The 18,480-nt window shown below is 72.9% G+C and carries 17 protein-coding genes and 1 pseudogene; 12 read left to right on the top strand and 6 right to left on the bottom strand.

Features of this window, described 5'->3' with window-relative positions; genetic code table 11:
• Positions 1–85 precede the first annotated feature (85 nt).
• From nirB to ABZ810_RS40575, 6 genes are all read left to right on the top strand, one after another.
• Positions 86–2,614, top strand: a complete 2,529-nt coding sequence (nirB, locus tag ABZ810_RS40550) for a nitrite reductase large subunit NirB (protein WP_358412237.1) — start codon at positions 86–88, stop codon at positions 2,612–2,614.
• Positions 2,611–3,036: a nitrite reductase small subunit NirD gene (gene nirD, locus ABZ810_RS40555; RefSeq protein WP_358412238.1), complete on the top strand. Its 426-nt coding sequence runs from the start codon at positions 2,611–2,613 to the stop codon at positions 3,034–3,036. The genes nirB and nirD overlap by 4 nt, the downstream gene beginning before the upstream one ends.
• A complete protein-coding gene (locus ABZ810_RS40560; RefSeq protein ID WP_358412293.1) occupies positions 3,020–4,210 on the top strand; it encodes a uroporphyrinogen-III synthase in 1,191 nt (396 codons plus the stop codon). Before nirD ends, ABZ810_RS40560 begins: the two co-directional genes overlap by 17 nt.
• Positions 4,203–4,937 carry a sirohydrochlorin chelatase gene (locus tag ABZ810_RS40565; protein WP_358412239.1) on the top strand — a complete coding sequence of 245 codons (735 nt, stop codon included), beginning with the start codon at positions 4,203–4,205 and terminating at the stop codon, positions 4,935–4,937. Before ABZ810_RS40560 ends, ABZ810_RS40565 begins: the two co-directional genes overlap by 8 nt.
• A gap of 89 nt (positions 4,938–5,026) precedes the next feature.
• Complete coding sequence (locus ABZ810_RS40570) at positions 5,027–6,007, top strand: ATP-binding cassette domain-containing protein (protein ID WP_358412240.1); 981 nt, start codon at positions 5,027–5,029, stop codon at positions 6,005–6,007.
• On the top strand, positions 6,007–6,888 hold the full coding sequence (locus ABZ810_RS40575) for an ABC transporter permease (protein ID WP_358412241.1): 882 nt from the start codon (positions 6,007–6,009) through the stop codon (positions 6,886–6,888). The genes ABZ810_RS40570 and ABZ810_RS40575 overlap by 1 nt, the downstream gene beginning before the upstream one ends.
• 9 nt (positions 6,889–6,897) lie before the next feature.
• On the opposite strand, the gene ABZ810_RS40580 is transcribed toward ABZ810_RS40575, so the two are convergent.
• The 4 genes from ABZ810_RS40580 to ABZ810_RS40595 all read right to left on the bottom strand — a co-directional run bounded on the left by ABZ810_RS40580 (position 6,898) and on the right by ABZ810_RS40595 (position 11,138).
• Complete coding sequence (locus tag ABZ810_RS40580) at positions 6,898–7,050, bottom strand: hypothetical protein (protein WP_358412298.1); 153 nt, start codon at positions 7,048–7,050, stop codon at positions 6,898–6,900.
• 209 nt (positions 7,051–7,259) lie between these two features.
• Positions 7,260–8,714, bottom strand: coding sequence for an RNA polymerase sigma factor (locus ABZ810_RS40585; RefSeq protein WP_358412242.1), 1,455 nt, complete (start codon positions 8,712–8,714; stop codon positions 7,260–7,262).
• Between the two features lie 186 nt (positions 8,715–8,900).
• Positions 8,901–9,899 carry a cation diffusion facilitator family transporter gene (locus ABZ810_RS40590; protein WP_358412243.1) on the bottom strand — a complete coding sequence of 333 codons (999 nt, stop codon included), beginning with the start codon at positions 9,897–9,899 and terminating at the stop codon, positions 8,901–8,903.
• A 45-nt stretch (positions 9,900–9,944) separates the two neighbouring features.
• Positions 9,945–11,138: an AMP-binding protein gene (locus tag ABZ810_RS40595; RefSeq protein WP_358412244.1), complete on the bottom strand. Its 1,194-nt coding sequence runs from the start codon at positions 11,136–11,138 to the stop codon at positions 9,945–9,947.
• A gap of 89 nt (positions 11,139–11,227) precedes the next feature.
• On the opposite strand from ABZ810_RS40595, the gene ABZ810_RS40600 reads away from it, so the two are divergent.
• From ABZ810_RS40600 to menD, 3 genes are read left to right on the top strand one after another with little or no spacing between them, the layout of a single operon-like run.
• Positions 11,228–12,127 carry a 1,4-dihydroxy-2-naphthoyl-CoA synthase gene (locus ABZ810_RS40600; protein ID WP_358412295.1) on the top strand — a complete coding sequence of 300 codons (900 nt, stop codon included), beginning with the start codon at positions 11,228–11,230 and terminating at the stop codon, positions 12,125–12,127.
• A gap of 30 nt (positions 12,128–12,157) precedes the next feature.
• The gene (locus ABZ810_RS40605; protein WP_358412245.1) at positions 12,158–13,120 is read left to right on the top strand and encodes an o-succinylbenzoate synthase; all 963 of its coding nucleotides are present in this window, start codon (positions 12,158–12,160) and stop codon (positions 13,118–13,120) included.
• The gene (menD, locus tag ABZ810_RS40610) at positions 13,117–14,787 is read left to right on the top strand and encodes a 2-succinyl-5-enolpyruvyl-6-hydroxy-3-cyclohexene-1-carboxylic-acid synthase (protein WP_358412246.1); all 1,671 of its coding nucleotides are present in this window, start codon (positions 13,117–13,119) and stop codon (positions 14,785–14,787) included. The genes ABZ810_RS40605 and menD overlap by 4 nt, the downstream gene beginning before the upstream one ends.
• Positions 14,788–14,917: 130 nt before the next feature.
• Here menD and ABZ810_RS40615 read toward each other — a convergent pair whose 3' ends face one another.
• Positions 14,918–15,346: a hypothetical protein gene (locus ABZ810_RS40615; protein ID WP_358412247.1), complete on the bottom strand. Its 429-nt coding sequence runs from the start codon at positions 15,344–15,346 to the stop codon at positions 14,918–14,920.
• Between the two features lie 175 nt (positions 15,347–15,521).
• On the opposite strand from ABZ810_RS40615, the pseudogene ABZ810_RS40620 reads away from it, so the two are divergent.
• Positions 15,522–15,676 (top strand): annotated as a pseudogene (locus ABZ810_RS40620) (ATP-binding cassette domain-containing protein); the annotation flags it as partial.
• Between the two features lie 186 nt (positions 15,677–15,862).
• Positions 15,863–16,423, top strand: a complete 561-nt coding sequence (locus ABZ810_RS40625; protein ID WP_358412248.1) for a YdeI/OmpD-associated family protein — start codon at positions 15,863–15,865, stop codon at positions 16,421–16,423.
• Positions 16,424–16,439: 16 nt separating this feature from the next.
• Here the strand turns inward: ABZ810_RS40625 and ABZ810_RS40630 are convergent, their stop codons facing one another.
• Positions 16,440–17,600, bottom strand: coding sequence for an MFS transporter (locus ABZ810_RS40630; protein ID WP_358412249.1), 1,161 nt, complete (start codon positions 17,598–17,600; stop codon positions 16,440–16,442).
• A gap of 55 nt (positions 17,601–17,655) precedes the next feature.
• Between ABZ810_RS40630 and ABZ810_RS40635 the strand changes: the two genes are divergently transcribed.
• Positions 17,656–18,429 (top strand): helix-turn-helix transcriptional regulator, encoded by a 774-nt coding sequence (locus ABZ810_RS40635; RefSeq protein ID WP_358412250.1) that lies wholly within the window; start codon positions 17,656–17,658, stop codon positions 18,427–18,429.
• Positions 18,430–18,480: the final 51 nt, after the last annotated feature.

Here is an 18,480-nt window from a genome sequence, read left to right on the forward strand (position 1 = left end):
TTAACACGCCGGTGACAAAGGGGACGCAACCGCGAAACCGCTCCTGCTGAGGATCGGCCCCATGGGTGATGGAGGAGACGAGCGTATGAGGGTGGTCGTCGTCGGTCACGGGCCGACCGGGCACCGGCTGGTGGAGGCGCTGCGCGAGCGCGACACCGCGGGCGCCTGGCGGGTGACGGTGGTCGGCGAGGAGATCCGCACCGCCTACGACCGGGTGGCGTTGACCTCCTACCTGACGGAGGACGCGGAGCTGGCCTACCCGGCCCACGACGCGGACGTGGAGATGGTCACCGGCGACCCGGTCGCCGGGATCGACCGCGAGGCCCGGGTCGTGACGACCGCGGCCGGGCGGGAGATCGGTTACGACGCGCTGGTGCTGGCCACCGGGTCGGCGCCGTTCGTGCCGCCGGTGGAGGGCAGGGACCTGCCGGGCGTCTTCGTGTACCGGACGATCGACGACCTCGAGGCGCTGCGGGCGCACTGCGCGGACCTTACTATGTCAAGGCCCGGGGCCGGTGGCGTCGTGGTCGGCGGCGGGCTCCTCGGCCTGGAGGCCGCCCGCGCCCTCCAGGGGCTCGGCGTCGGCACCCACGTGGTCGAGGTCGCGCCCTGGCTGATGCCGCGGCAGCTGGACGAGGGCGGCGGCGCCATGTTGCGGCGCCACATCGAGGCCCTCGACATGAAGGTGCACGCGGGGACGCCGATGGCGGGCCTGGAGGCCGGCGACGACGGCGCGGTCGCGAAGGTCGCGTTGTCGGACGGCTCGGCGATCGACGCCGGCGTCGTGGTCTTCTCCGCGGGCATCCGGCCGCGCGACGAGCTGGCCCGGGCCTGCGGCCTGCCGGTGGGGGAGCGCGGCGGCATCGTCGTGGACGAGAGCTGCCGCACCGCCGACCCGGCGATCTACGCGGTGGGGGAGTGCGCGCTCGTCGGCGGCCAGGTGTACGGCCTCGTCGCGCCCTGCTTCAGCATGGCCGAGGTCGTCGCCGACCGGCTGCTGGCGCTGGCGGGCGGGGGCGGCAGCCAGGCGGCCTTCGCCGGCGCCGACCTGTCGACCAAGCTCAAGCTGATGGGCGTGGACGTCGCCAGCTTCGGCGACCCGTTCGCCGGCCCCGAGCAGGGCGCGCTCGACATCACCTACACCGACCCGGTCGCCGGGATCTACAAGAAGCTCATCGTCAGCGACGACGCGCGGACGCTGATCGGCGGCGTGCTGGTCGGCGACGCCGAGGCGTACCCGACCCTGCGGGCCTACATCGGCGCGGAACTGCCCGGCACGCCCGAGCAGGCGCTCTTCGGCGGCACCGAGGCGGCCGGCGGCGACCTGCCCGGCGCCACCGTCATCTGCAGCTGCAACAACGTCGACGCCGACCACATCCGCTGCTCGATCCGCGACGAGGGCCTGACCGACATCCCGGCCGTGAAGGCGTGCACCCGGGCGGGGTCCAGCTGCGGCAGCTGCGTGCCGCTGGTGAAGAAGATCCTGGACGCCGAGCTGACGGCGGCCGGCATCGAGGTCAGCAAGGCGATCTGCGAGCACTTCGACTACAGCCGCGCCGAGCTGTTCGACATCGTGCGGGTGCGCGGGATCACCACGTTCACCCAGCTCATCGACCAGCACGGGCAGGGGCGCGGCTGCGACATCTGCAAGCCGACGGTGGGCTCGATCCTGGCCAGCCTGGGCAACGGGCACATCCTCGACGGCGAGCAGGCCGCGCTGCAGGACACCAACGACCACTTCCTGGCCAACATGCAGAAGAACGGCACCTACTCGGTGGTGCCGCGCATCCCCGGCGGCGAGATCACACCGGAGAGGCTCATCGTGATCGGCGAGGTCGCCCGTGACTTCGGCCTCTACACCAAGATCACCGGCGGTCAGCGGATCGACCTGTTCGGCGCGCGCGTGGAGCAGCTGCCGCTGATCTGGAAGCGGCTGGTGGACGCCGGGTTCGAGTCCGGGCACGCCTACGGCAAGGCGCTGCGCACGGTGAAGTCGTGCGTCGGGTCCACCTGGTGCCGGTACGGCGTCCAGGACTCGGTCGCGATGGCCATCCTGCTGGAGCTGCGCTACCGCGGCCTGCGCGCCCCGCACAAGCTCAAGTCCGCGGTGTCGGGGTGCGCGCGCGAGTGCGCCGAGGCGCAGAGCAAGGACTTCGGCGTCATCGCCACCGAGAAGGGCTGGAACCTCTACGTCGGCGGCAACGGCGGCATGCGCCCCCGGCACGCCGACCTGTTCGCCACCGACCTGACCGACGAGGAGCTCGTCCGTTACATCGACCGGTTCCTGATGTTCTACATCCGCACCGCCGACCGGCTGCAGCGCACCGCGAGCTGGCTGGAGGCCCTCGAAGGCGGCCTCGACTACCTGCGCGAGGTGGTCATCGAGGACCGTCTCGGCATCTGCGCCGAGATGGACGCGGCGATGGACCGGCATGTCGGCTCGTACGCCGACGAGTGGAAGGACGCGATCGAGGATCCCGACAAGCTCAGCCGCTTCGTGTCCTTCGTCAACGCTCCCGGAACCCCCGATCCCAGCATCGTCTTCGAGAACGAACGCGACCAGATCAAGCCGGTCCTGGTGACCGGGCCACACCTGGAGGTGGCCGCACGATGACCACGACACCCGACCTCACGTTCCCCACCGCTCCCGTGACGCTCCCCCTGACCACCGCCCGCTGGGCGGACGTCTGCTCGTACACCGACCTGATCCCCGAGCGCGGCGTGTGCGCCATGGTCGCCGGGGTGCAGGTGGCGATCTTCAAGACCTTCGAGGGCGAGCTGTTCGCGGTCTCCAACTTCGACCCGTTCAGCAGCGCCTACGTGATCTCCCGCGGGATCCTCGGCAGCCGCGGCGGCACCCCGACGGTGGCGTCGCCGATGTACAAGGACGTCTTCGACCTGCGGTCCGGCGTGTGCCTGGCCGATCCCGAGGTGGCGCTGCCCACCTTCCCGATCCGCCGGAACCCGGTGGGAGACCGTGTGGAGGTGGCGCTGTCCCATGGCGACGACCGAGGACCAGATGAGCACCGAGAGTGAACCGCTCGCCGGGTTCGCGGTCGGGGTGACCGCGGACCGGAGGCACGAGGAACTGGCCACGCTGCTGGAGCGGCGCGGCGCGCGGGTGGTGCACGCCCCGGCGATCCGGCTGATCCCGCTGTCGGACGACGCCGACCTGCTGCACGCCACCGGCGACTGCATCGAACGGGAGCTGGACCACGTCGTCGTCACGACCGGGATCGGCTTCCGCGCCTGGCTGGAGACCGCGGACGGCTGGGGGCTGCGGGACGCGCTGATCGAGCGGCTGTCCCAGGTCGACATGCTGGCCCGGGGGCCCAAGGCGCGCGGCGCGATCCGTTCGGCGGGCCTCCAGGAGGTGTGGTCGCCGGAGTCGGAGAGTTGCGCCGAGGTGCTCAAGCACCTGCTGGAGAAGGACCTGAACGGCACCCGCATCGCCGTCCAGTTGTACGGCGAGCAGCTGCCCGAGTTCACCGGGGCGTTGCGGGCGGCCGGCGCCGAGGTGATCGAGATCCCGGTGTACCGGTGGTCGCGGACCGACGACTCCACGCCGCTGCGGCGGCTGGTGGGGCAGGCGGTGGCGGGAACGGTGGACGCCATCACGTTCACCAGTTCGCCCGCGGTCGCCGCGACGCTCGCGGTCGCCGCGGAGGACGGCCTGGAGGAGCCGCTGCTCGACGCGCTGCGCACGCACGTCGTGGCGGCCTGCGTCGGGCCGGTGACCGCGCAGCGGCTCACCGAGAAGGGCGTGCCGACCGTCCAGCCCGAACGCGCCCGGATCGGCGCGATGGTGCGGGCCCTGGTGTCGGACCTGCCGCAGCGCAGGTCCAGGCGCCTGGAGGTGCGCGGCTTCTCCCTCGAACTGCGGGGCCACGCGGTCGTCCTCGACGGCCAGCTCAAGCCGATCGCGCCCGCGCCGATGGCGATCCTGCGGGCGCTGGCACGGCGCCCGGGGCACGTGGTGTCGCGTGCCGAGCTGTGCGGTGTGCTCCCGAGCCGGCTGATGGTGGGCGGCGCCCCCTGGGGCAGGGACGGGCGGCCGCAGGCCGACGAGCACGCGGTGGAGATGGCCGTGGCGCGCCTGCGCCGGGGCCTGGGCCGGTCCGGCATCGTCGAGACCGTGGTCAAGCGCGGATACCGGCTGGCCTGCGACCCGCGAATGATCGACCCGATGCGAGCGGAGATGAGTGGCTGAGGTGAGGGACGAGCAGGCGACGCTGCTGGCGGTCGCGCACGGGACCCGGGACCCCGACGGGCCCGCCACGGTGCGGGCGTTGCTGGACCGGGTACGGGCGCTGCGCCCGTGGCTGCGGGTGGACGAGGCGTACGCCGAGATCGCCGAGCCGGGTCTGGAGGACGCGCTGGGCGGAATCGGCGGGCCGGTCGTCGCGGTGCCGCTGATGCTGGCCCGCGGCTACCACGCGCTGATCGACATTCCCGGCCGCGCGGAACGGCTGCACCCCGAGGTGGTGACAACGCCCCCGCTCGGCCCGCACGGCATGCTCGCCGCCGCCATGCTCGACCGCCTGCGGGAGGCCTTGGCCGAGGGGCCGGCGCTGCGCCGCGAGGACGCCGTGGTCCTCGGCGCCGCGGGGTCGTCCGACCCGGCGGGCGTCACCGACGTCCGCGCCGCCGCCCGCATCCTGTCGCGCAGGCTGCGCCGGCCGGTGCCGATCGGGTTCGTCGCCGCCGACGGCCCGGCGCTGCCGGAGGTCGTCGCCGGCTGCCGCCGGTCCGGCGCCGGACGCGTGGTCGTCGCGTCGTACCTGCTGGCCCCGGGCCTGTTCCACCGCCGCATCGTGGACGCCGGCGCCGACGCGGCCAGCGCCCCCATCGGCGCCCACGACGCCGTGGCCCGCCTGATCCTCCACAGATTCGACCAGGCGAGACTCCGCCTCAACAACGCCCTCCCCGTAGCCTGACAGCGCGGTCCCGGCGTCCTGCCGTGAGAGAAATTCGTGGCGTGGGCTTGGGGAGGCTCTTACGTTGGTCATGACGCTGAGGAGGGCGCATGGCGAACGGGGAGCCCGCTGTCGCGGTGGACGGCCTGGTCAAACGGTTCGGCGAGATCGAGGCGGTGCGGGGGATCGAGCTCCGGGTGGAGCCGGGGGAGATCTTCGGGTTCCTGGGGCCGAACGGCGCGGGCAAGTCGACCACGATCAACATGCTCTGCACGCTGCTGAGACCGACCGAGGGGGCGGCCCGGGTCGCGGGGTTCGACGTGGTGTCGCAGCGTGACGACGTGCGGCGCAACATCGGGCTGGTGTTCCAGGACCCGACGGTGGACGGCTACCTGACGGGCGAGCAGAACCTGCGGTTCCACGCCGAGCTGTACGGGGTGCCGCGGGGGCTGGTGGGCGACCGCATGCGGCAGGTCCTGGAGATGGTCGGGCTGTGGGACCGGCGCGGGGACCGGGTGGAGACCTACTCGGGCGGCATGAGGCGGCGGCTGGAGATCGCGCGGGGGCTGCTGCACTCGCCGCGGGTGTTGTTCCTGGACGAGCCGACGGTGGGCCTGGACCCGCAGACGCGCGCGTCCATCTGGGACTACATCCGGCAGCTCAAGGACGCCGAGGAGATCACGATCTTCATGACCACGCACTACATGGACGAGGCGGAGTTCTGCGACCGGATCGCGATCATGGATCAGGGCACGATCGTCGCGCTGGACACCCCCGAGGCGCTCAAGGCGGGGGTGGGCAAGGACCGGGTGCAGATCCAGACCGAGGACGACGCGGCGGCGATCGCGGTGCTGCGGGAGCGGTTCGATCTGGACGCCACGGTCGCCGAGGGGGCGGTGACGTTCGCGGTGCCGTCGGGTGAGGAGTTCGTGCCGCGGTTGTTCGCCGAGCTCGGCCTGCCGATCAGATCGGTGAGCGTGTCGCGGCCGTCGCTGGACGACGTGTTCATGTCGTTCACCGGCAACACGATCCGCGACGCCGAGGGCACGGCGCACGACTGGATGCGGCTCGCGGCGCGCGGGAGGCGATGATGGGGACCTCGGTGACGGCCAGGCCCGGTGTGGTGCGGGTACGGGTGCCCGAGCGCAGCGTGCGGCACGACCTGCGCGCGGTCAGGATCGTCCTGCACCGGGAGCTGATCCGGTTCTGGCGGGACAAGATGCGGATGGTCTCCGGGCTCATCCAGCCGGTGTTGTGGCTGCTGGTGATGGGGACCGGGCTGTCGACCCTGATGGCCAGCGGGGGAGGGCCGGCGGGCGACGTCGACCTCAAGACGTTCATCTTCCCCGGCGTGTGCGCGATGTCGGTGATGTTCACCGCGATGTTCTCGGCCGGGTCGATCGTCTGGGACCGCGAGTTCGGGTTCCTGCGCGAGATGCTGGTCGCGCCGGTCAGCCGGGCCGCGATCGTGATCGGCAAGTGCGTCGGCGGCGCCACGGTCGCGACGTTGCAGGGCGTGGTGATCGTGCTGCTGGCGCCGCTGGCCGGGGTGCCCTACCACCCGGTGCTGCTGCTGGAGATGCTCGGGATCATGTTCCTCGGCGCGTTCGCGCTGACCGGGTTCGGCGTGATGGCGGCGGCGCGGATCAAGACCATGCAGTCGTTCTTCGGCCTCATGCAGATGGCCATGATGCCGATGATGTTCCTGTCGGGGGCGCTCTACCCGCTGAGCGGGCTGCCGACGTGGCTGAGCGTGCTCACCCGGTTCAACCCGCTGACGTACGCGGTGGACCCGCTGCGGCAGGCGGTGTTCGCGCACCTGGACGTGTCCCCGGAGCTGGAGAAGACGTTCAACCCCGGGGTCACGTGGAACGGCTGGGTCGTGCCGGTGTGGCTCGAGCTGGTCATCGTCGTGGTCATGGGCCTGGGGCTGATGGGCGTGGCGATCTGGGAGTTCCGCCGCGGCGACTGACCGGTCCTCCTAGGTGGCGGTGGCGGCCGCCGCGGCCCGGCCAGCCTGGCGGCCGGAGAAGAGGCAGTTGCCGGGGAACGTGCCCTCCAGCGAGCGGTAGCCGTGGATGCCGCCGAGGGTCTTGCGGGTGAGCGTGGTGAGGGAGGTGCCTGCCGGGTCCATCTGCCTCCTCGAGGGGTGGCGGGTCGTGAGGGAGGGCCGTCGGGCGGGTCTGAAAACCCAGATATTCAGATGTGGTTACTGGATGGTAGGCAGGTGGTGCGCGTGTCACACGACCCGAGTGCCGAAAGAGTGAGCCCCGCCCGGCCGTGAGGCCGGGCGGGGCTCGTGTGCGCGCGGGGGTGAGGCCTACGGGCCGGAAGGCCGGCCGGTCAGACCGCGAAGTCCAGCAGGGGCTGGGCGTTGCTGGGGTGCCGCAGCTTGGACAGCGACTCCTTCTCCAGCTGCCGGATGCGCTCGCGGGTCAGGCCGAGCGCCTTGCCGATCTCGTCGAGCGTGCGCGGCGTCCCGTCGTACAGCCCGAACCGCATCGCCATGATCTTGCCCTCGCGCGGGTTGAGGATGTCCAGGGTGCGGCGCAGCTGCTCGGCCATGAGCTGGCGGTCGACCAGGTCCGAGGCCTCGGGGCTGTCGGTGTCCTCGATCAGGTCGCCGATGCGGGTCTCGCCGTCCTCGCCGATGGTCGAGTCGAGGCTGATCGGCTGCCGGCTCGTGCGCAGCAGCTCGCGTACCTGCTCCGGGCTCTTGTCGAGCTCCACCGCCAGCTCCTCGGGGGTGGGCTCGCGGCCGAGCCGCTGGTGCATGTCGCGCTCGACGCGGCTCAGCTTGCTGAGCATCTCCAGGACGTGGACGGGCAGCCGGATCGTGCGGGCCGAGTCGGCGAAGCCGCGCTGGATAGCCTGGCGGATCCACCACATGGCGTAGGTGGAGAACTTGTAGCCCTTGGAGTAGTCGAACTTCTCCACCGCGCGGATCAGGCCCAGGTTGCCCTCCTGGACGACGTCCAGCAGCGACAGGCCGCGGTCGGAGTATTTCTTGGCGACCGACACCACCAGGCGCAGGTTGGCCTCGAGCATGTGCGACTTGGCGCGGCGGCCGTCGGCGGCCACCCACTCCAGGTCCATGCGGCGCTGCGGGCTGATCTTGGTCTGGGTCTCCAGGAGGTGCTCGGCGTACAGGCCGACCTCGATGCGCTTGGCCAGGTCGACCTCCTGCTCGGCGGTGAGCAGCTGCCGCCGCCCGATCGCCTTGAGGTAGGTGTGCACCGAGTCGCCCATGGCGGTGGAGGTGTCGTCCAGGTCCGCGGGCGAGGCGACCTCGACCTCGGTCACCTCGAACGTGCCGTCGTCGCCCTCGTCGTCGGCCAGCTCCGCGGCGGCGGGCTCGCGGTCGTCGACGGCCTTGACGGCGCCCTTGGCCGCGCTCTTGGCGGTCGGCCCGGACGCGGTGGTCTTCCTGGCGGCCCGCTTCCTGGCGGGAGCCTTGGTGACGTTGGTCACCTCGGCCCCGTCCGCGTCGCCGGCGGCGCCGGTGGCCGCGTCCGTGGGGGCCTCGGCGGTCTTGGCCCGGCCGCCCCTGGCGGTCTTGCCGCTCTTGGCGGCGGCGGTCTTCTTGGCGGAATCGCTCTCGCTGGCTAGGCTGATGCCGGCCTCGGAGAGCTCCCGCAGGATCGAACGTCCCTGCGACGGGCTGATCCCGGCGGCCTCGAAGGCCTTGCGCACCTCGCCGAGCGAGAGGCGCCCTTGATCGCGGCCACGCTCGAGGAGGTCGGCGAGCGCCGGGCTCGTCAACTCCGTGAGCGGGGTCTCGACAGCGGTTCGCGGCATGGGGGCACCCCTCTCCCTTCACTGTGTGGATGCGCGGAGGCTGGGTTCGCTACTGACGCGCGCACTTATCGGAACGCGGCACGGACGCCCTGTTGTTCCCGACGCCAGCGTCCGAAACCCCTTTCGGGGTAATCGGGGACACGGAAACCCCTGCCTGGACGATACTTCCGCGAATCCGAAAGATTTTCAGGATACGGGTGGCGCGGTGGGCGGCTTCGGCGGCCCGTAGCGGGCGATCACCCGCTCGCGAAGCTCGGGATCGTCGCGCGGCACGGGCTCGATGAAGACCTCGTCGATCTCCTCGTGCGCCTCGCGGAGCTCGTGCGACATGCGCACGCACGCGTGCTCGACCTCGCCGGCGGTCAGCGTGTCGCGGAAGTCCAGCCGGGCGCACACGAGCACGCGGTCGGCGCCGACCGTCATCGTGACGATGTCGACCACCCAGTCGATCTCGGGGGCGGCGCCCAGCAGCTCCCGGACGCTCCGCACGAGCCGCGGGTCGGCCTGGGTGCCGATCAGCAGGTTGAGGTTGATGCGGCCCAGGACCAGCGCCACCGCGGTCAGCAGCACGCCGATCATCACCGAGCCGACGCCGTCCCAGACGGCCGACCCGGTGAGCTGGTGCAGGCCCAGGCCGGCGAACGCGAAGATCAGGCCGAGCAGGGCGGCGGAGTCCTCCAGCAGCACGCTGATCGAGGTCGGCTCGTCGGTCCGCCGGATGTACCCGATCAGGGAGAGGCCCTCCTCGCGGGCGTCTCCGCGGACCTGCCGGAGCGCCTGCTGCCAGGAGATGCCCTCCAGGACGAACGAGACCGCCAGCACGACGTAGCCGACCAGCGGGTCGGCCTCGTCCTCCCCGCGATGCCCGAGCAGCGTCTCCACGCCCTGGTAGAAGGCGAACAGGGCGCCCATCCCGAAGATCGCGACGGCCACCAGGAGCGTCCAGATGTAGCGCTCCTTGCCGTAGCCCAGCGGGTGCCTGCGGTCGGCGGGACGGCCGCTGCGGCGCAGCCCGACGATCAGCAGCACCTCGTTGAAGGTGTCGGCGATCGAGTGCGCGGCCTCCGCGGCCATCGACGCCGAGCCGGTCACCACCGCCGCGATGATCTTCGCGATGGCGATGCCCAGGTTGGCGCCGAACGCCAGCATCACCGTCAGCGTGCCCTCCGGCTGCTCCTCCGCCATGATCGAACCCACCCCCGCGGACCAGCCTGCCACGCGGCGCCCCGGTCAGCGGGGAGCGGGGCGCCGGAGAGTCTCCAGGTCGGGCTTGCCTGAGGGCAGGAGGGGGAGCGCGGCTACCAGCTCCAGCTCGCGCGGCGCCGCGGCGGCGGGCAGGGACTCGCGGACCCAGCCGCGCAGCCCGTCCAGGTCCGGGACGGCGTGCCCGGGCGCGGGGACGACCACCGCGGTGACCCGCTGCCCCCACTCGGCGTCCGGCCGCCCCACGACGGCGACGTCCGCCACCCCCGGATGGCGGGACAGCGCCGCGGCGACCTCGCCCGCCACGACCTTCTCCCCGCCCGTGATGATCACGTCGTCGGCCCGGCCGCGGACGCGCAGCCGCCCGTCCGCCGTCAGCTCGCCGAGGTCCTGGGTGACGAACCAGTCGCCGTCGCGCACCGACGCGGTGAGCCGGGGGAGCAGGCGGTAGCCGCCGAACAGCACCGGCCCGGCAAGCCGGATCCGCCCGTCGCCGCCGACCGACGCCCGGACCCCGTCCAGCGGCAGCCCGTCGTAGACGCAGCCCCCGCTGGTCTCGCTCATGCCGTACGTGGTGAACACCCGCGCGCCGCGGGCGCGGGCCTCGTCGAGCAGGTCCGGGGGAGCGGCGGCGCCGCCCAGCAGGACCGAGCGGAACTTCGACAGCTCGACGCCGGCGTCCAGCAGCCGCCTGAGCTGTGTCGGGACGACCGAGAGGTGGGCGGCGTCGGCGCCGCCCACCGCGGTGACGTCGAACCGCGGCTGGATCACCGGCTCGGTGCCGGCGACCAGAGACCGGACCAGCACCTGGACGCCCGCGATGTGGCTGGTGGGCAGGCAGCACAACCAGCGGTCGCCGGGCTCGGCGCCGATGCGCGCGAACGTGGCGGCCGCGGAGGCGCGCAGCGCGTCCCCCGCCAGCTCGACGATCTTGGGGGTACCGGTGGAGCCGGAGGTGGCGATCAGCACGGCGGTCCCGTCCGCCACGGGGATGCCGGCGACCGGCGCGCAGGCGCTGCGGGGCCGGAAGGGCGTCACGCCGTCGGCGGTCTCGACCGCGTGCGGGGCCAGGGCGTTGAGCAGGTCCGCCAGCGCGGGCCCCGGCAGGTCGGGGGAGATCGGGCAGATCGCCGGGCCGGTGCCGTCCAGCGCCGCGGCGAGCGCCGCGTACAGGCGCGGGCCGGACGGCAGGACGACGGCGTGCAGGCGGTGGCGATCCATGATGCGATCAGCCTAATCGACCCCACTGAACACGTTCGAAACCGGGAGCCTGTTGAATGGTGCCGAGCGAGCGACTGGAAGAGGAGCACATGGTCTCGGAGCTGTTCGACGAGGGCGCCTGGAAGGAAGTCGAGGGCTTCGACTTCACCGACATCACCTACCACCGGGCGGTCGACCAGGGCACCGTCCGCATCGCGTTCGACCGGCCCGAGGTGCGCAACGCCTTCCGGCCGCACACGGTCGACGAGCTCTACCGCGCCATGGACCACGCCCGCATGTCCGGCGACGTCGGGTGCGTGCTGCTCACCGGCAACGGGCCCTCTCCCCGCGACGGCGGCTGGGCCTTCTGCTCCGGTGGTGACCAGCGCATCCGGGGCAAGGACGGCTACCGGTACGCCGAGGGCGAGACCGCCGACAGCATCGACCCCGCCCGCGCCGGACGCCTGCACATCCTGGAGGTGCAGCGGCTGATCCGCACGATGGGCAAGGTCGTGATCTGCGTGGTGCCGGGCTGGGCCGCCGGCGGCGGGCACAGCCTGCACGTCGTGAGCGACCTGACCCTGGCCAGCCGCGAGCACGCCCGCTTCAAGCAGACCGACGCCGACGTGGCCAGCTTCGACGGCGGCTTCGGCTCGGCCTATCTGGCCCGCCAGGTGGGGCAGAAGTTCGCCCGGGAGATCTTCTTTCTCGGCGATACTTACGACGCCGAGGCCGCCCACCGGATGGGCATGGTCAACGCCGTGGTGCCGCACGCGGAGCTGGAGCGCACGGCCCTGGAATGGGGCGCGAAGATCAACGGGAAGAGCCCGACGGCGCAGCGCATGCTGAAGTTCGCGTTCAACCTCGTGGACGACGGACTGGTCGGCCAGCAGGTGTTCGCGGGGGAGGCCACGCGCCTGGCGTACGGGACCGACGAGGCGGCCGAGGGGCGCGACTCGTTCCTGGAGAAGCGCGACCCCGATTGGTCGCGTTTCCCGTGGTACTACTAAATATTCTCGGTGCAGAGCAGGGGGTCACGGGTGCGGGTCTACTCCATCCCGATGCGGACGCGGTTCCGCGGCATCACGCAACGGGAGGGCGTGCTCATCCACGGCCCGGCCGGATGGGGTGAGTTCTCGCCGTTCGCCGAGTACGGCCCCGCCGAGTGCGCCCGCTGGCTCGCCGCGGCCCGCGAGGCCGCCTACGACGGGTGGCCCGCGCCGGTCCGCGGCAGCGTCCCGGTCAACGTGACGATCCCCGCGGTCGGCCCCGAGACCGCCCACGCGATGACCGCGGAGTCGGGCTGCCGCACCGCCAAGGTCAAGGTCGCCGAGCGCGGCCAGGACGACGCCGACGACATCGCCCGCGTGGAGGCCGTGCGCGACGCGATCGGCCCCGGCGGCCGGGTCCGGATCGACGTCAACGGCGCGTGGGACGTCGACCGGGCCGTCCGGATGATCCGCACGCTGGACCGCCACGGGCTGGAGTACGTGGAGCAGCCCTGCGCGGCCCTGGACGAGCTGGCCCGGGTGCGGCGGCAGGTCGACGTTCCGGTGGCGGCCGACGAGTCGATCCGCCGGGCCGAGGACCCGTTCAAGGTGCGGGCGGCCGAGGCCGCCGACATCGCGGTGCTGAAGGTCCAGCCGCTCGGCGGCGTGGCCCGGGCGCTCAAGATCGCCGAGGCGTGCGGCCTGCCGGTCGTGGTGTCCAGCGCGGTGGAGACCTCCGTCGGCCTGGCCGCCGGTCTGGCCCTGGCCGCCGCGCTGCCCGAGCTGCCCTACGCCTGCGGCCTGGCGACGTTGTCGCTGCTGGACGGCGACGTCGTGCGCGACCCCCTGGTGGCCGAGGACGGCGAGATCCCGGTCCGTCGGCCGGAGGTGCACGAGGACGCCCTCGCCGTCTACGAGCTCGCCGACGCCGCCCTGCAGGCGTCCTGGCGGCGCCGCGTCGCCGACGCCCAGGCCCTGATGGACGCGCCACCGGTGATCGGGGTGGCGCGATGAACCCGGCCACCGCGCTCGCCACCGTCCTGGTGGACGAGCTGCTGCGCTGCGGCATGACCGAGGTGGTGCTGGCGCCCGGCTCCCGGTCGGCGCCGCTGGCGCTGGCGCTGCACGAGGCGGTCGAGGCCGGCCGGGTCCGGCTGCACGTGCGCATCGACGAGCGGTCCGCGTCGTTCCTGGCGCTCGGCATGGCCAAGCGGTCAGGCCGCCCGGTCGCGCTCATCTGCACCTCGGGCACGGCCTCGGCCAACTTCCACCCGGCCGTCGTCGAGGCGCACGAGTCCAACGTGCCGCTGATCGTGCTGACCGCCGACCGGCCGCCGGAGCTGCGCGACACCGGCGCCAACCAGACCATCGACCAGGTCAAGCTCTACGGCACCGCCGTGCGGTGGAGCTGCGAGGTCGGCGTCCCGGAGAACCGCCCCGGCATGGTGGCCTACTGGCGGTCGCTGGTGAGCCGGGCGTGGGGGCTGGCGCTGGCGCCCGACCCGGGCCCGGTGCACCTCAACGTGGCGTTCCGCGAGCCGCTGATCCCCGACGGCGACGCCACCTGGTGCGAGCCCCTGGACGGCGACGCCACCGGGGCCTGGACCAAGGTGCGCGCGGCCACGCCCGGCTCGGTGCTGCACGTGCCGCCGACCCGCCGCGGCGTCCTGGTGGTGGGCGACGGCGCCACCAACGTCAAGCGGTACGTGGCGGCGGCGTCGATGGCGGGCTGGCCCGTGCTGGCCGAGCCCAACGGCAACGCCCGATACGGCGACCACGCGCTGTCCTCGCACCACTTCCTGCTGGGCGTGCCGGAGTTCGTCGAACGGCACCGCCCCGAGGTCGTGGTCACCCTCGGCAAGCCGGGCCTGTCGCGCCCGCTGCTGTCGCTGCTGCGCCGCGCCGAGGAGCACATCGTGCTCTCCCCGAACCTCACCCGCTGGCCCGACCCGGTGCGCTCGGCCACCCAGGTCGCCCAGGACGTGGAGATCCCGGTCGTCTCCGGTGACGACGCGTGGCTGAAGTCCTGGCGGGCCGCCGACCTGACCGCCGCCGCGGCGGTCGACGGGGTCCTGGACGCGGTGCACGAGGTCAGCGAGCCGCGCCTGGCCCGCGACCTGGTCGCGGGCCTGCCCGGCGGCTCGCTGCTGTTCACCGCGGCGAGCATGCCCATCCGCGACCTCGACCAGGTGATGCGGCCGCGGCGCGGCATCCGCATCATGGCCAACCGCGGCGCCAGCGGCATCGACGGGCTGGTCTCGACCGCGATGGGCGCCGCGCTGGTGCACAGCGGCCGCGCCTACGCGCTGCTCGGCGACCTGGCCTTCCTGCACGACCAGAACGGGCTGGTGCTGGGCCCCGAAGACCGCCGTCCCGACCTCGCGCTCGTCGTGGTCAACAACCAGGGCGGCGGGATCTTCTCGCTGCTGCCCCAGGCGGCGCTGCGCGACCCGTTCGAGCGGGTCTTCGGCACCCCGCACCGCGTCGACTTCGAGCACATCGCGGCGGCGCACGGCATCCCGTACCGGCGCCTGGAGGCGGCCGCCGACCTGCCCAAGGCGGTCGCGGGGGAGGGGCTGCGCATCGTCGAGGCCCGCACCGACCGCGACGCCAACGCCGTCCTGCACGGCGAGATGCGCAAGGCCGCGCACGAGGCCGTCCGCGAGTTCCTCGCCCGCTGACCACCGTGCCGACCACCGCACCGCCCGGCCCGCGGCCTCGGGCCGGGCGTCGGCGAACGCCCGGCCCGGTGTCGTTCAATCCTTAACTTACTATGTAAAGGACGTGGGCCGGACGCTGCGGCACGACGTTCTAGAGCCGCGTCATCGTCGAGTCGTAGCCACCACCGCCCGGGTACACCCAGGCGCCGGTGAGGACGTCGCCGGCCGCGTCGAAGGTGCCCCTGAAGTAGGCGGGGGAGCCGACCTCGCCGCCCCAGATGGTGAGCGTGCCGCCCTCGAGCTCGTAGACGTAGTCGAAGGTGGCGCCCTGGTGGCCGTAGTAGCGGGACTTGATGTCCTTGCTCGGAGCGTCGGCGCCGAAGGGGAGCTCGCGGCCGATGACCTCCAGCCCCCGCTGGGTCTCGCCGTCCTGGGTGAGCTCGACGTCCTGGAGGAGGAAGAAGCCTCCCTCCAGCCAGCGGTAGGTGACCTCGCCCTCGGCGCCGCCGGTCACCTTCCAGCGGCCCACCAGGCGGTCGAGTTCGGCCAGCTGCGGGTCGGGGGTGTGCTGCTCGGTCATGGCGAGTTCCTTTCGATCGTGTCGTGAGCCTGTATGACCGGGCCGCGGCGGGAAAGGAATCGGTCCGGGGAGGAATTTCCTCTCCGGGGGAGCGGGCGTTGGCCCGGAGGCGTACGCCCGTGGGCGTCCGGCGGGCCGTCAGGAGTGGACGCCGGGCCGACGCGCGGGCGGGGGCGTCGCGCGCCGCCGCGTCGGCGGGTTCTCGCTGGGGATGAGGCAGCGCCCGGGCATCGCCGCCGCGCTGCTGGGGACCCGCCCGTCCTGCTCTTCGACGAACCGCTCAACGGCCTGGACCCCGAGGGGGTGTCGTGGCTGCGCGGGCTGCTGCGCGCCGAGGCCTGGACGACCCTGGTCTGCTGGGCGCTGGCCGGGGTGATCACCGCGATCGTGGTGATCAGCGTCCGCGACGTCTGAACGCCGGAATCCCGCTCCTCGACGCAGAGGTCCCCGCTCCTTGAGGAAACGTAGCTTCCTCAAGGGGTTCTAGCGTGCGGGGCAGGACGAAGGGAGCGGGACATGACGCAGGACGGGATGCGGTTCACGGACGCGGCGGCGTGGGAGTCGTGGCTGGCCGAGCACCACGGGGACGAGGGCGGGGTGTGGCTGCTGATCGCCAAGAAGGGCGGGGGAGGGGAGTCGATCACGATCCGGGAGGCGCTGGACGGGGCGTTGTGCTTCGGCTGGATCGATTCGCAGCGCAAGGCGTACGACGAACGTTTCTACCTGCAGCGCTACTCGCGGCGTCGTAGGGGCGGCCCGTGGTCGCGGGTGAACGTCGAGCGGGTGGGGGAGCTCACCGCGGCCGGGCGGATGCGGGCGCCCGGACTGGCGGAGGTGGCGGCCGCCGAGGCCGACGGGCGCTGGGAGGCCGCGTACGCCGCACAGCGGAACGTGACGGTGCCGGACGACCTGGCCGAGGCGCTGGCGGGGAACCCCGAGGCCGCCGAGCGGTTCGCGGAACTCGACAAGACGGGGAGGTACGGCCTGATCCTGCCGTTGCTGAAGGCCAGGACCGAGGCCGGCCGGGCGGCCCGGCTCGAGCGCGCGATCGCGGCGCTGACGAGCGCCTCCCGATGACCGTCCACCCTTGAACTTACTTTGTAAAGGCGCTGGGCGAGGGAGCCGGTCCGACCTCCAGCCGCACAGGCTCCCGCAGCCGACGGGCGACCAGCCACGCCGCCGCGGGGAAGAGGGGGAGGAGGCCGAGCGCGGCGTGCAGGGAGGTCGCGTCGGCCAGGGCGCCGAGGGCGGGCGCGAAGACGCCGCCGACGCTCACCGCCAGGCCGAGGGTCACGCCGCTCGCGGTGCCCACCCGTCCCGGGAGGTAGTCCTGGCCGAGGGTGATGTGCAGCGAGAACGGCACGTACAGCGCGATCGCCGCGACCAGCACGAAGCCGTAGAGCGCGGGTCCGGGCACCAGCGCCACGCCCGCGACCGCCGGGACTGCCACGGCGTAGGCGCGGCGGATCGTCCGGATGCGGCCCCACCGCGCCGCCAGCCGGCCGCCCAGGACGGTCCCGGCCGCGCCGCCGGCGAACAGCAGGAAGAGCGCGGCGCCGCCGGCGGTGTCGCCGGGGTGGACACGTTCCTGAACGAAGAGCGCGAGGAACGAACTGAGCCCGACGTAGGCGATCGAGCGCAGGATGACGACGGCCGACAGGAGGCGGAACGCGGGCCAGTCGTCGCGGCCGGGGCGGGCCGTGGCTCCGGTGGCGGTGCGCCGGCCGAGCAGGGGCAGGGTGACCAGGGTGCCGAGCAGCGCGGGCACCACCAGGACGGGGGTGGCGGCGAGGCCGCCCGCCGCGAGTACAGGGGTGGCGATGACCGGTGCGAGGGCGAATCCGACGTTGCCGCCGAGGGAGAACCAGCTCATCCCGACGTGGTCGCCGCGGGTGACGGCGCGGGCGAGGCGGGCGCCCTCGGGGTGGTAGGCGGCGACGCCGAACCCGGTGAGGGCGATCGCGGCGAGCGTCAGCGGGTAGGTGCCGGCGACGCCGATGAGCGCGACGCCGAGCCCGGCGGCCAGGGTGCCGGCGGGGACCATCCACGGCAGGGACCAGCGGTCGGTGAGGACGCCGAACAGCGGCTGGACGACCGAGGACAGCAGGGAGGCGGCGAGCACGAACCCCGACACCGCCAGGTAGCCGTAGCCGCGTTCGGCGACCAGGAACGGCACCAGCACCGGCACGACGCCCTGGTACAGGTCGACGCTCGCGTGGCCGGTGGACAGCAGCAGCCTGTCGTTGGTTCGCATGCCGTCAACGATCGGTCAGGGAGGGCCGTGGCGGCTTCCGATAAACTGCCAGGAAATGTCGAATCCCCGCCATATGCCGGTCGCGCCCACGGGGCTGCGGCGGCTGGCCGCCGGGGCCGGGATCGACGCCCACCATCACGACGAGCACCAGATCGTGTACGCGGCGCGCGGGGTGGTGTCGGTGACGACCGGCGAGGGCCGGTGGATCGCGCCGGGCACCCTGGCGATCTGGGTGCCGGCCGGGACCGTGCACGAGCATCGTGCCTATGGCCGGACGGAGCTGCGGCTGGTGGGGCTGCCGGTCTCGGCGAATCCGCTCGGCCTGGACGGGCCGGCGGTGCTCGCGGTCGAGCCGCTGCTGCGCGAGCTGATCATCGAGTACTCGGGCGGCGCGGGTTGTGGTCCCGGCGCCGATGTCGAGGCGGATGCCGTGGCCGACGATCCCGAGCGGGCGCGGCTGCGCGCCGTCCTGCTGGATCGGTTGCGGCACTCGCCCCGGCATCCGGTGCGGTTGCCGACGCCGCGTGATCCGAGGCTGGCGGCGGTGTGCGCGCTGCTGAACGAGGATCCGGCGGACGGCCGGACGCTGGGGGAGCTCGGGGCGGAGATCGGGGCCGGCGAGCGGACGTTGTCGCGGCTGTTCGGGGCGGAGCTGGGGATGTCGTTCCCGCAGTGGCGGACGCAGCTGCGGTTGCACCACGCGCTGATCCTGCTCGCCGGGGGAGTGCCGGTGACGGTGGTGGCGCACCGGTGCGGCTGGTCGTCGGCGAGTGCGTTCATCGACGTGTTCCGGGCCGCGTTCGGGCGGACGCCGGGTCGCAGCCGTTGAAACTTACTTTGTCAAGGTGCCGGACGTTGATCAACGTCCGGCACCTTGAAG

Origin of the sequence: Spirillospora sp. NPDC047279 (assembly GCF_040643285.1) — a bacterium.
Classification (GTDB): Bacteria; Actinomycetota; Actinomycetes; order Streptosporangiales; family Streptosporangiaceae; genus Spirillospora.